The sequence below is a fragment of the Chryseobacterium gleum genome (assembly GCF_900636535.1).
In the GTDB taxonomy this organism is placed as follows: domain Bacteria; phylum Bacteroidota; class Bacteroidia; order Flavobacteriales; family Weeksellaceae; genus Chryseobacterium; species Chryseobacterium gleum.
In genome coordinates this window covers 3,699,342-3,711,894 of record NZ_LR134289.1, presented here as the reverse complement: position 1 = coordinate 3,711,894, position 12,553 = coordinate 3,699,342, and the positions used below count along the sequence as shown (strand labels likewise).

Sequence of the window (12,553 nt, the reverse complement as noted above, 5' to 3'; positions counted from 1 at the left end):
TTTAAATCACATCCTATGAAAAAATTAAACAAAGACAAAATGAAAAGTATTATGGCAGGAGGAGAAATCTGCCTTGAGTGTGCTATTGGATATTACCAGGTTATTATTGATGGCCATTGTTACTGTGTTCCGATAGACTAATAAAAAAAGCAGCTTAACAGCTGCTTTAATTTATATAAGTAATATTGTATTGGTTAGCTCAACATTCTCTGAGCTTTTTTAACTCCTTCAACTAAAATATCAATTTCTTCGAAAGTATTGTAAACAGCAAAACTCGCTCTTACCGTTCCCGCAATATTAAAGAAATCCATAATAGGTTGTGTACAGTGATGCCCTGTTCTTACAGCAATTCCCATTTTATCAAGGATCATTCCTACATCAGAGGCAATCCCCACTCCCTCAAGATTAAAGGAAACAACTCCGGTTCTCTTTGCTTTTTCACCATAGATCTTAATACCCTCTAATTCCAAAAGCTGTCTTTGGGCATATTCCAATAAAGCGTTTTCATGATTCTGAATATTGGTATGACCTATTCTGTTTATAAAGTCAACAGCGGCTCCTAAAGCAATATTTCCACCTACGTTCGGTGTTCCTGCTTCATATTTAAATGGAAGACCTGCATAAGTGGTTCCTTCGAAAGAACATGTTGCAATCATCTCACCTCCTCCATGGAATGGCGGCAAAGCTTCCAGGATTTCACGCTTTCCATATAAAACACCTGTACCCATAGGAGCATACATTTTATGACCAGAGAATACAAAGAAATCACAATCCAGCTTCTGAACATCAATATTGAAATGCGGAGCAGACTGTGCCCCGTCAATAACGATATAGGCATCAGTATTTTTTCTTGTCTTTGCAATAATCTCCTCAACAGGGTTTACAATTCCCAATGCATTGGAAACCTGATTGACAGAAACAACCTTCGTTTTTTCACTTAAAAACTGATCAAAACGATCCATCTGAAGGATTCCGTTTTCATCAATAGGAATCACACGCAGTTTTGCCCCGGTTCTTTCACAAAGCATCTGCCATGGGACAATATTGGAATGGTGCTCCAGATATGAAATGATGATCTCATCATCTTTCTTCAGTTTCTGGGTTAAAATATAAGCGATGAGGTTTAATCCTTCCGTGGTTCCTTTTGTAAAGATTACTTCAAAATCTTGTTCAGCATTAATGAATTTCTGGATTTTCCTTCTTGAAAGCTCCATTTCTTCTGTTGCCAGCTGGCTCAGGGTATGAATTCCTCTGTGAACATTAGCATTAAGTTCTGTATAATATGCGTGACAGACTTCCAAAACTGAATTTGGTTTTTGAGATGTAGCTGCATTATCCAGATAAACCAGCGGTTTACCGTTCACTTCTCTGTCCAGTATAGAAAACTGGCTTCTTATTTCCTGAATGTCAAACATTTATTTATTTTTTAATTAAAACGTTCTTATTTAGAACTCTTCAAATTTACGGCTTTTTTTCCGAAAGGAAGCATGAGGTTGACGGCTGATAGTTGTCAGTTGATAGAAATATTCAATGAGTTATAATGAAGACAGTATATTAAAGAAAAATAGTGAAGATGATTCATCTGAGGTTTAAAGATTTATTCCAAACAAAAAAACCCGTCAAAAATTGACGGGTTTCTATATTGTTTAAATAAGCAATTCTTATTCTGCTGCTGTTTCTGCTGCTTCAGGAGCTGCTCCTTCTTCAGTTGCAACTTCTTCTTCATCTTCATCATCCATTGCAGCTGCACCTCCTTTCATTGCATTTCTAGACATCTTAACAGCTACTACTACTGCGTTGTCCGGGTGCATGAAAGAATATCCTTCTGTTTTGATACCACCGATGTAAAGTTTGTTACCAATTCTTAATGGAGTAACATCTACAACGATTTCGTCAGGTAGGTTAGCAGGGATAGCTTTTACTTTTAGTTTTCTGAAAGACTGACGTAAAACACCACCAGCAACAACACCTTTAGAACGTCCTGTAATTCTTACCGGAACTTCCATGATAACTGGCTTATCGTCTGATAACTGATAGAAATCAGCGTGAAGAATTTTGTCTGTGATTGGGTGAAACTGGATGTCCTGAAGAACAGCTGGAATTGTTTTTCCGTCAACTTCAATAGATACCGTGTGTGCTTCAGGAGTGTATACTAGACCTTTGAAAGCTTTCTCTTCAGCAGAGAAGTTCAAAGGAGCTCCACCTCCATAAACAACACAAGGAACTAATTCAGCATCACGTAAAGCTTTTGTAGACTTTTTGCCCACGCTTTCTCTTTTTGTACCTTGAATTGTAATAGATTTCATTTATAAAAAATTTAAAAAATTGTTCTCATTTTAATTTTCAACCCGCTTAAAATCAATTAAATAACAAATTTACTACTAATTGATTTGTGCTCATGAACCATAGTCATAACGTCTGCAAATAATGGGGCGCAAGATAGTACTTTTATTTTAGATGACAAATTATTTTTAACAGGAATTGAGTCAGTTACAATAACTTCCAGAATTTTTGAGTTCTCAATATTCTCGTAAGCCTTTCCTGAAAGCACTCCGTGAGTTGCCATAGCTCTTACTGTTTTTGCTCCTTTTTCAATTAAGATATCTGCTGCTTTACAAAGTGTACCTGCAGTATCAATCATATCATCAATAAGGATTACGTTCTTACCTGTAACATCACCGATAAGGAACATTTCTTCTACAACATTTGCCTTTTTTCTTTCTTTATAAGCAATTACCACTTCAGCACCTAAGTGACCTGCGTAGTTCTTAGCTCTTTTTGCACCTCCCATATCCGGAGAAGCAATGGTAAGATTATCAAGGTTCAGAGATCTGATATAGTCTACGAAAATAGTTGAAGCATAAAGATGATCCACCGGAATTTCGAAGAATCCCTGAATCTGATCTGCGTGAAGATCCATAGTCATGATTCTTGTTGCTCCTGCTGCAGTAAGAAGGTTGGCAACTAATTTTGCACCGATCGGCGCCCTTGGTTTGTCTTTTCTGTCTTGTCTGGCAAGTCCGAAGTAAGGGATTACTACGGTAATGCTCTTTGCAGAAGCTCTTTTTGCTGCATCAATCATTAGAAGAAGTTCCAAAAGATTGTCTGCAGGAGGGAATGTAGATCCAATCAGGAAAACTCTTCCTCCTCTTACAGATTCGTCCAAAACAGGTTCAAATTCCCCGTCGCTGAACTCCTGAAAGTTGATTTTTCCTAATTCTTTCCCATAATTCTGGGCAATTTTCTCTGCCAAGTCCCTGCTGGTTCTTGTACAAAATAGATAACTTAACTGATCGGCCATTTTTACTTTTTAAAAGATTTTGCAAATTTAAAAAAAAAACCACAAGATTTACTCCTGTGGTTTCTAAGTTTTTATTTTATCAATTATTAAGGGAATTTAACTCCTGAATATTTGTTTGGATCTACCTGCGGAAGCGTAGAGTTGTATTTGGCATTGATAGACTTAATAAATTCATTAGCCACAATTCCGTATCCACGTCCTGTAAGGTGAACTCCATCTAAAGAGAAAGCTCCTCCTGTTACAAATTTCGCAGTATATCTTACACCGTCAAATAAAATTCCTGACTGGGCATTCAATTCAACCATCTTGGAATTTGCATCTACAAATGCAAGTCCATAGGAATCTGCAAGTGATTTTATGGAAGCATTATATGCATTTGTTGCGGTTTTCACATAACCAGCTTCTGTTTTTGTTAATACATGCTGGTTTTGTAGCGGGTAAGAAATTCCATAAACATTTACCGGAGCAGGAACTCCTGCCGCAGTACTTCCAATTACAGAGCTTGTCGTAAGTAAAATATAATCATCCGGCGTTGCTTGTCTTGCCTGACCGAAGATCTGACCAAAAGCTGTAGCGGTAGGTAATCCTAAAGAAGGAGTAAGTGCAACCGTAAGCTGTGCCGATAAATCTGTAAGCGCAACATCTTTAATCAGAACCGGATTCGGACCTGTTGCAGAAAGTAAATTAATTCTATCTCCTGCACCAAAAGCGGTAAGTGCTTGTTTCAAAGGTCCGTACAGACTTGTATTAAGAGTTGTCAAATTTGATCCTAAAGCAGCAGGTGTTAAAGGGTTATATGGAACCGTAGTGAAAAAAGGTACGGAAGTAACTGAAGGAATGTTAGCAATAACACCTTTCGTTGTTCCCACACTTTTCAGACCATCTAAGATTGCTTTAATAGAGCCGGCAACAAGTGCAGGATCAGAAATATCATTTGATCTATAAGTTGTAGGATTTGTATTTCCTGTCTGAACCGTAGCAGGCGTATAAGTTGTAACTCCTCCTACTGTCTGGGAATTTGTACCTCCATTGGTTGCGTAGGACAATACATCATTATTTCCTATCCAAAGAGAGAAGAATGTCGCTTTTTGAGCCATAGCATCAGCCAACACACTTGTTGTAGCGGAAGAAGCAAATCTTACAAAATAAGGATTAGCTGTTCCTGTTGCAAGGCCTGCCTGGCTACCATAACCCGGAGCCACCAAGTGGAATGATTTTGCACCAGGTACACCCATATTATTATAGGTACCCCCACCGGATAAAATATCTAATGCAGCCGCAGGAGCACTTGGAACCGGAGATAAAGACCCGTTAACCACCTGTAGGGTTAGTTTTCCGGCAAATCCCGGAAGATTATTGAATCCACCTACATCATTAGGCATCAACGGTTGTTTAAAGTCTCCTCCACCAGCAAGCTTCATCTGCGCAGCAATCATGCTTGGATACGATTCATTCTGGCCGCTGCTGTACAGGGCGCCATCGCGGTATCCGGAAGTAAGGGAATTTCCCAGTGATATGTATTTTGTAAAATCAGCATCTCCTTTTGTTACCGGGATATCTCTCACATCCGTATCGAAATCCGTATTACAGCTTGTTACCGTAAAAAGAAGTGCAGAAACTGCAATTGTCGATATTATAATTTTTTTCATAGTCTTCTAAAATTAAAATGGATTATATGAGAAACCTAAGCCCAGGTAGAAAGCTGTTGCTTTAGACTGTCCGTTAAGTCCAATATTAGCGTTGTTTACCTTTCTGTACTGAGGCATTGCATATCCTCCTGCTATATCAATTCCGAATTGTTTCAGTTTGAAACCTACCCCACCTGTAACCACATAAGTATCGTATGAAGGTGTCTCCGGAATAAAGTTATCAGTAGTATAAGGTGCTTCATCATAATAAGCTCCCAAACGTCCGTAGATCATATTCGTGAACGCATATTGAGTTCCCAGTCTGAATGTTTTGGAGTTTTTGAAATTCTTAGGATTGGTAAGAATTGTTGGGTCTGACGGATTGTTTCCGATAGGTGCATTATCAAAATCCAATGTCAGCTTACTATATCTCTCCCATCCATGATAGTTAAAGTCTGCAGAAACCTGCCACTTTGGTGTAACTTTATAAGTTAAACCAATAGTATATTCTTCAACCAGTGGAAGTGTTGCTGAAAAACCATCTTGCCCGGCCGCATTCAATCTTAGCTGATTATAAACAGATTGTGACGGGAACTGGAAGGAAGCAGTTCCGTTTTTAGCTTTCATATCTACCGGTGAACGGTAAGCAATACTTACATCTAACTTAGGATCAGGTCTGAAATAGAAACCGAAACCATACCCGTGTCCGCTTGCTTTTTTATCATTGATGTTAACTTTCCCATCAAATTGAGTAACAGCTTTATCCCAATCTACCACTCCTCGTGCATAGATATAGCTTGCCCCGAAAGCAAGCCACGGAGCCAGCTTCACAGAAACCATAGGCTGGAAGTAAAAACTCTTCAGCTCCAGCTTCTGTACCAATTCTTTACCTTCCCAGTTATCAGGCCATTTGATTGTACTTCCAAAAGGTGTGGTAACACTAAGACCTACGGTAAGTTTTTCTATGGGTCTATAAGTAATCGCTGCGTAAAAAGGAGTTCCTACAGGGTTATCTGTTTCTGCACTTTGTAAAGTGTTGAAATTCTGAAAAGTAACCTTGTTACTTGCAGCAAACCCTCCTGCCACTACACTCAGTTTGGAAGGGATAAATGACATACCCGCCGGGTTAAAGAATGTCACACTCGCATCTTCAGCATGAGCACTAGTATGCGCCATTGCCAATTGTTTTACCCCCTGCAGGGAAACTCTGAAGCCTCCTGCGTAAGATAGAACGCCCGCCAATAAAGCAGTTGATACTAATATTTTTTTCATAGACTATTATTATATAAGCCAAATATAAAATTATTTTGAATACATCTGTTAATATTTGCCAATATTTTAAACAATATCCCAAAAGAAAACTATGTTTGAAATAATATATTACAGAAAACAAACTATAAAAGACTTATTATTAAACATTTAAAACAATACAAAATCTACAGTATTCATATTGTTTAATTTTAAACAAATGTTTAACCATCAAGTTATAATGCTCTAAAAACCCCTATGTAAAAACAAAATGATAATAAATGTTAAATTAAACAGTAATTGAAAAGTAATGAATTTAGCACATCTGTTTTATTCTGCATAAAGGCTTTGTCCGGCCTTTAGCATTCATTTTTACTCAAAATACAGAAATGTTTTAACCTGAATTCAGGTTATTTGAGTATTTTAGAATCGCATAAAGATAAAAATACATAAATTTGCAGATTATAAATAAACAATAGTACTATGAGTTGTGGATGTAAAACATCCGGCGATTCTGCACATTCTTGCGGCCCTAAGAAAACCGCAAATGGCTGTGAAAATGTAAATACCTGCGGGAATAGTTATAAATTAAGTGTTTTTGACTGGCTTTCTAACATCAACAATCCGGCACCAAACAGGTGTGATTTTGTAGAAGTTAGATTTAAAAATGACAGAAAATCGTTTTATAAGAATGTAAATAATATTCCTTTACATATCGGTAGTGTAGTTACAGTAGAATCAAGTCCGGGACACGATGTAGGCGTGGTAAGCCTTACGGGAGAATTAGTAAAGATTCAGATGAAAAAGAAAAAGTTTTCTGAAGAATCAGCACTTAAAATATACAGACAGGCCAACCAAAAAGATCTTGAGGTATGGCAGGAAGCAAGAAAAAAAGAAGACGGGGTAAAGCTCGAAGCAAGAAAAATTGCCCAGAGATTAGGCCTTGAAATGAAAGTTACTGATGTGGAATATCAGGGTGATGCTTCAAAAATCACCTTTTATTACACCGCTGATAACCGTGTGGACTTCAGACAGTTAATTAAAGATTACGCCGGAGCTTTCCGTACTAAAATCGACATGAAACAAATCGGTTTCAGACAGGAGGCAGCCAAAGTGGGCGGAATCGGATCTTGCGGGCGTGAACTTTGCTGTTCTACATGGCTTACAGATTTCAGATCTGTAAACACCAATGTGGCAAGATATCAGCAATTAAGTATCAATCCTCAGAAACTGGCAGGACAGTGTGGTAAGCTTAAATGCTGCCTGAACTATGAACTGGACAGCTACCTGGACGCACTCAGCAACTTCCCTTCTTCTTCAACAACGTTGGAAACTGAAAAAGGAAAAGCATTCTGCATTAAAATCGATGTTTTCAAAAAGAAAATGTGGTTTGCTTATGTAGACAGTTCTATCGCATGGTATGATTTCGATATTGACCTTGTTAAAAAGCTGATTTCAAAAAACAAAAGAGGAGAGAAAACACTTCCCCTTGAAGATCTGAAACAACCTGAAACTTCTATCCATACCATTGATCTGATCCAGGAAAACAATGTGGATCGTTTTGAAAAGAAGAACAGAGGAAACAGGAACAGAAACAACCAGAATAAGCAGAATAACAATCAACAGGGCCAGGGGCCGGGACAAAAAAGAAACAGACCGGAGAAACAGGAAAGACCGGAAAGGACTCAGAAAAACGAGAACCCAAATGCTCATTCAGCCAATCAGCCTAAACCCCAGAAGCAGCAACCACAGCAAAAAGCACCTGTGGAAAAAGCAGTGAGTAATGCTGATATTGATAAAAAGCCGCAGGGCAATAACCCAAACAAGAAGAAATTCAAAAAGAAATATCCTCCAAAAAAAGATAATAATGCATAAAATTTTAGGATTACTTTCACTTATCCTTTTCTTTAGCTGTAACTCTTCCTCAGGAGGAGATGTTATAATGAATTCCGTTGATAACAAATGGAATAAGAAAAGTGAGCAAAAATTTAATCTTGAAATTTCAGATCCTCAGAATCCTAAAAATATTATATTTGTTGTAAGAAATAACAACAGTTATCCTTACAGTAATATAAGGTTTATAGTGAATTTCACCAATCTTCAGAACAAAAAAAAGGAGACAGATACCTTGAATTATGTACTGGCAAAACCAAACGGAGAATGGCTTGGTACAGGGTTTGGTGATACGAAGGAAACTTTATTTCAGTATAAATTAAATTATAAATTTCCGGGAAAAGGAAAGTATGAAATCGGTTTAATTCAGGCGATGAGAAACGACAACCTTCCTGGAATTGAGGACATTGGTGTAAAAATAGAAACGGCTAAACCGTAACCATAAATGGAAGAGAACAAAAAAAATGCAGGAAATAAGGGGAAAACATTTCCTCTGCCTCCCAAGAAAAAGAAAGATACCTCCTGGAAAAAATGGGTTTCATTTATCTGGATCGGACTCATTGCAGTAGTTCTGGGAATTTCAGGACTTTTCTTTTCAGTTTCTCAAGGATTCCTTGGGGAAATGCCTGATGTAAAAGAACTTGAAAACCCCGATATCTTTGTTGCTTCTGAGATCATTTCTTCAGACGGAGTAACTCTGGGTAAATTCGAAAAGGAAAAAACCCAGCCAATTGTTTATAAAGACCTTCCTCCTTATCTTATTTATGCCCTACAGGCTAAAGAAGATGAGCGTTTCAAAGAACACTCAGGAATCGATTTATATTCTGTTGCCAGAGCCGTCGCTTATGGTGGTGGACGTGGTGGAGGTTCTACGATTACACAGCAGCTTGCCAAGCTTCTTTTTACAGGAAATGCTTCCCAGAATAAAATCCAGAGAGCATTTCAGAAACTGAAAGAATGGGTTGTAGCGGTAAGTCTTGAGAAAAGATATACTAAGGAAGAAATCATCACTCTTTATTTCAATAAGTTTGATTTCCTTTTCAATGCCAATGGTATTGAAATGGCTTCCAGAGTTTACTTTAACAAGAAAACTTCTGAACTTACATTACCTGAAGCGGCAACATTTGTAGCCATGCTTGAAAATCCAAGAAAAAACAATCCTTACAGATATCCTGAAAAGGCGAAAGAAAGAAGAAATGTAGTATTGGATCAGATGCAGAAAACAGGGTATATTGATGCTGCAACTTACGAAAAGGCAGCTAATACTCCGATTGAGGTGGATTTTCATCCAATCAAGAGCATCACTGACGGATACTCTGCTTATTATAAATTTTACCTGAGAAAAGAGATTGATAAATATCTTGAAACTCACGAAAAAGAAACTGGAAAGAAGCTGAACCTTTACAAGGACGGTTTAAAGATATATGTAACCCTTGATTCTAAAATGCAGAAATACGCGGAGGAAGCTATCAAGGAACACTTAACAGATCTTCAAAAGAGATTTGACGCAGAACAACGAGGAAGAAAAAACAGACCTTTCTACTATCTTACTGACAAGCAGATCAATGATGTAATGGTTCAGGCGATGAAAAGAACCGGCCGTTATAAGCTTTTGAAAGCAGACGGAATGCCTGAAGATTCTATTATGATGGAATTCAAGAAGCCTATCAAGACTTCACGATTCACCTGGAACGGAGAAGAAGAAGTGGAAATGTCTCCATGGGATTCTATCAGATATCATAAACAAATTGCACAGGCAGGTCTGATGTCTATGGTTCCGGGAACCGGAGAGATCAAAGCCTGGGTAGGTGGTATCGACTGGCAGCACTTCCAATATGACCACATCAAGCAAGGTAAGAGACAGGTAGGATCTACCTTTAAGCCTTTCGTATATGCAACTGCTATTATGAAGCTGGGAATGACACCTTGTTCGACTGTTTCTAACGGAACTTATGATCATAACGGATGGCATGTACCGGGAAGAGGAGGAATGCTTACTTTAAAAGATGCATTGGCACATTCTCAAAACCCTGTTGCAGCAAGACTTATTGAAATGACAGGAGTAGATGCTGTAATCCAGACTGCAAGAGATCTGGGAGTAACAGAAGATATTCCAAGAAACAATACAATCGCCTTAGGTTCATCAGACATTACGATTTACGAAATGCTTGGTGCTTACAGTACTTTTGCCAACTATGGTAACTACAACAAACCGGAAATGATCTGGAGAATTGAAGATGCCAACGGTAGAGTCATCAAGGAAGTAAACGTAGAACCTAAGGAAGTAATGAACCCAATGTACGCCTACACCATGATTGAACTGATGAAAGGTGTTGCACAATACGGAACTGCTTCCGGAGAGCTTAGTAGAAGAGGCATCTCAAAAGCCGTAGAAATTGCTGCTAAAACAGGTACCACTCAGAACAACTCCGATGGATGGTTTATGGGAATCACTCCAAAACTGGCAACCGGAGCATGGGTTGGATGGGAAGACAGAGCAACTCACTTCTTTGGAACAGGAGAAGGTCAGGGAGCAAGAATGGCATTACCGATCTGGGCAATTTTCATGAAGAAAGTATGGGCAGACAAGAGTTTAGGAGTTACTCCTGATGATAAGTTTGTTAAACCTTCAGACTGGAAAGACGGCTGTTCAAACCTTAAAGGCCTTGGCGGAGGATATGGAGACGATGGAAGTCTTCAGACTATCGATGAGATTAAAAATCCAAGACCGGTAGATCCTACTCCTAAAAAACCTACAGAGAAGAAAGAGGATAATATCAACGAAAATCTTCATACCAATGATGAAGTAGATTTCAATAAATAAATTCTCTTTTAGAAATACATAAGACCTTTCAATAATTTGGAAGGTCTTTTCTTTTATAATTAATACCTTTGAAAGATGAATATCGAACGTATCAGACAGCCATTTATTGAAAATTTTCCCGGTGATTTCTCCAACAACCCTATGCAAAGAAATACGCCAAAGGTTTTATTTGCCACTATCCGGCCTGCCGGTTTTGACAAGCCTGAACTGATCGCTTTTAACGAAGCCTTATCAGAAGAAATCGGTTTGGGAAAATATGAAGATAAAGACCTGGACTTTCTGGTTGGCAATAACCTTCCCGAAAATGTTCAATCCTATGCTACAGCTTATGCAGGCCATCAGTTCGGAAACTGGGCAGGGCAGCTTGGTGATGGAAGAGCCATTCTGGCAGGTGAGATAACTAATGAGAAAGGAAAAAAGACAGAAATCCAGTGGAAAGGTGCAGGAGCCACACCTTACTCCAGACATGCCGATGGAAGAGCAGTATTAAGATCTTCTGTCCGTGAATACCTGATGAGTGAGGCCATGTATCATTTGGGCGTTCCTACTACAAGAGCACTCAGTCTCGCTTTTACCGGAGAAGATGTAATGCGTGACATCATGTATAACGGAAATCCGGAGCTGGAAAAAGGCGCAGTAGTAATCAGAACCGCTGAAAGTTTTTTACGCTTCGGCCATTTTGAACTGATGTCTGCCCAAAGAGAATACAATAGCCTTCAGGAGCTTGCTGACTTTACCATTGAAAATTATTACCCGGAAATTACATCCACTGACAGTAAGAAGTACAAAGACTTTTTTGAAAGGATCTGCACCCGAACGGCTGATTTAATGGTTGAATGGTTCAGGGTAGGTTTTGTACACGGGGTTATGAATACAGATAATATGTCAGTGCTGGGATTAACTATTGATTACGGGCCCTATTCCATGATGGATGAATATGATTTGAATTTCACACCCAATACAACCGACCTTCCTGGAAGAAGATATGCATTTGGAAAGCAGGGACAGATTGCTCAGTGGAATCTTTGGCAGCTGGCCAACGCCCTCCATCCGTTAATTAAGAATGAAAAATTTTTAGAAGATACATTAAATAATTTCGGCACCTATTTCTGGGAAGCCCATGACAGGATGCTTTGTAAAAAATTCGGTTTTGATCAGCTTAAGAAAGAGGACGAAGAATTTTTCACCAACTGGCAGGGGTTGATGCAGGAACTCCAGTTGGATTATACTTTATTTTTCAATCAGCTGGAAAAAATAAACCAAAACACAAATATTATAGAACATTTTAAAGATATCTCTTATATTAATATTAATCTGAATGAAGAAAAGATAGCTAAACTTGAACATTTTATCCGTAATTATGAAACCAGAATAGCATTAAACTCCATTTCAAAAGAAGCCTCTTTGGCAATGATGGAAAAATCAAATCCAAAATTTATTCTGCGGAATTATCTTCTTTATCAATGTATTGAAGAGATTAGCAACGGTAAAAGAGATATGCTGGAAAAACTTATCAAAGCTCTTGAAAATCCCTACCGGGAATTATATCCTGAATTTTCTGCCAAAAGGCCATCCGACTATGATGACATTGCAGGATGCTCTACACTTTCGTGCAGTTCGTAATTAATAATATTCATAAAATATTAAATAATTAGTAAT

At 38.3% G+C, this 12,553-nt stretch carries 10 protein-coding genes; 5 read left to right on the top strand and 5 right to left on the bottom strand.

What is annotated here, in order from left to right:
• Positions 1-15: 15 nt before the first annotated feature.
• The gene (locus EL165_RS16890) at positions 16-141 is read left to right on the top strand and encodes a hypothetical protein (protein WP_002982438.1); all 126 of its coding nucleotides are present in this window, start codon (positions 16-18) and stop codon (positions 139-141) included.
• Between the two features lie 53 nt (positions 142-194).
• Here EL165_RS16890 and EL165_RS16885 read toward each other — a convergent pair whose 3' ends face one another.
• The 5 genes from EL165_RS16885 to EL165_RS16865 form a co-directional block, all read right to left on the bottom strand.
• Complete coding sequence (locus tag EL165_RS16885; RefSeq protein ID WP_002982436.1) at positions 195-1,415, bottom strand: cysteine desulfurase; 1,221 nt, start codon at positions 1,413-1,415, stop codon at positions 195-197.
• A gap of 246 nt (positions 1,416-1,661) precedes the next feature.
• The gene (locus EL165_RS16880) at positions 1,662-2,306 is read right to left on the bottom strand and encodes a 50S ribosomal protein L25/general stress protein Ctc (protein ID WP_002982433.1); all 645 of its coding nucleotides are present in this window, start codon (positions 2,304-2,306) and stop codon (positions 1,662-1,664) included.
• Positions 2,307-2,362: 56 nt separating this feature from the next.
• On the bottom strand, positions 2,363-3,301 hold the full coding sequence (locus tag EL165_RS16875; protein WP_002982430.1) for a ribose-phosphate pyrophosphokinase: 939 nt from the start codon (positions 3,299-3,301) through the stop codon (positions 2,363-2,365).
• An 86-nt stretch (positions 3,302-3,387) separates the two neighbouring features.
• Entirely contained in the window at positions 3,388-4,950 is a 1,563-nt protein-coding gene (locus EL165_RS16870) for an SGNH/GDSL hydrolase family protein (RefSeq protein WP_002982428.1), read from the bottom strand.
• A 12-nt stretch (positions 4,951-4,962) separates the two neighbouring features.
• Positions 4,963-6,201, bottom strand: coding sequence for an OmpP1/FadL family transporter (locus tag EL165_RS16865; RefSeq protein ID WP_002982425.1), 1,239 nt, complete (start codon positions 6,199-6,201; stop codon positions 4,963-4,965).
• A 459-nt stretch (positions 6,202-6,660) separates the two neighbouring features.
• Between EL165_RS16865 and EL165_RS16860 the strand changes: the two genes are divergently transcribed.
• From EL165_RS16860 to EL165_RS16845, 4 genes are all read left to right on the top strand, one after another.
• Positions 6,661-8,052 (top strand): PSP1 domain-containing protein, encoded by a 1,392-nt coding sequence (locus EL165_RS16860; RefSeq protein WP_002982422.1) that lies wholly within the window; start codon positions 6,661-6,663, stop codon positions 8,050-8,052.
• Entirely contained in the window at positions 8,045-8,509 is a 465-nt protein-coding gene (locus tag EL165_RS16855) for a gliding motility lipoprotein GldH (protein ID WP_002982420.1), read from the top strand. Before EL165_RS16860 ends, EL165_RS16855 begins: the two co-directional genes overlap by 8 nt.
• Positions 8,510-8,515: 6 nt before the next feature.
• On the top strand, positions 8,516-10,894 hold the full coding sequence (locus tag EL165_RS16850) for a transglycosylase domain-containing protein (RefSeq protein WP_002982417.1): 2,379 nt from the start codon (positions 8,516-8,518) through the stop codon (positions 10,892-10,894).
• Between the two features lie 75 nt (positions 10,895-10,969).
• The gene (locus EL165_RS16845; RefSeq protein WP_002982414.1) at positions 10,970-12,517 is read left to right on the top strand and encodes a protein adenylyltransferase SelO; all 1,548 of its coding nucleotides are present in this window, start codon (positions 10,970-10,972) and stop codon (positions 12,515-12,517) included.
• The last annotated feature ends 36 nt before the right edge of the window (positions 12,518-12,553 follow it).

What these genes read in the sequence shown, in the direction of transcription:
- EL165_RS16890 (WP_002982438.1), top strand. Translation starts at nt 16, where the DNA reads ATGAAAAAATTAAACAAAGACAAAATGAAAAGTATTATGGCAGGAGGA.
- EL165_RS16885 (WP_002982436.1), bottom strand. Translation starts at nt 1,415, where the DNA reads ATGTTTGACATTCAGGAAATAAGAAGCCAGTTTTCTATACTGGACAGA.
- EL165_RS16880 (WP_002982433.1), bottom strand. Translation starts at nt 2,306, where the DNA reads ATGAAATCTATTACAATTCAAGGTACAAAAAGAGAAAGCGTGGGCAAA.
- EL165_RS16875 (WP_002982430.1), bottom strand. Translation starts at nt 3,301, where the DNA reads ATGGCCGATCAGTTAAGTTATCTATTTTGTACAAGAACCAGCAGGGAC.
- EL165_RS16870 (WP_002982428.1), bottom strand. Translation starts at nt 4,950, where the DNA reads ATGAAAAAAATTATAATATCGACAATTGCAGTTTCTGCACTTCTTTTT.
- EL165_RS16865 (WP_002982425.1), bottom strand. Translation starts at nt 6,201, where the DNA reads ATGAAAAAAATATTAGTATCAACTGCTTTATTGGCGGGCGTTCTATCT.
- EL165_RS16860 (WP_002982422.1), top strand. Translation starts at nt 6,661, where the DNA reads ATGAGTTGTGGATGTAAAACATCCGGCGATTCTGCACATTCTTGCGGC.
- EL165_RS16855 (WP_002982420.1), top strand. Translation starts at nt 8,045, where the DNA reads ATGCATAAAATTTTAGGATTACTTTCACTTATCCTTTTCTTTAGCTGT.
- EL165_RS16850 (WP_002982417.1), top strand. Translation starts at nt 8,516, where the DNA reads ATGGAAGAGAACAAAAAAAATGCAGGAAATAAGGGGAAAACATTTCCT.
- EL165_RS16845 (WP_002982414.1), top strand. Translation starts at nt 10,970, where the DNA reads ATGAATATCGAACGTATCAGACAGCCATTTATTGAAAATTTTCCCGGT.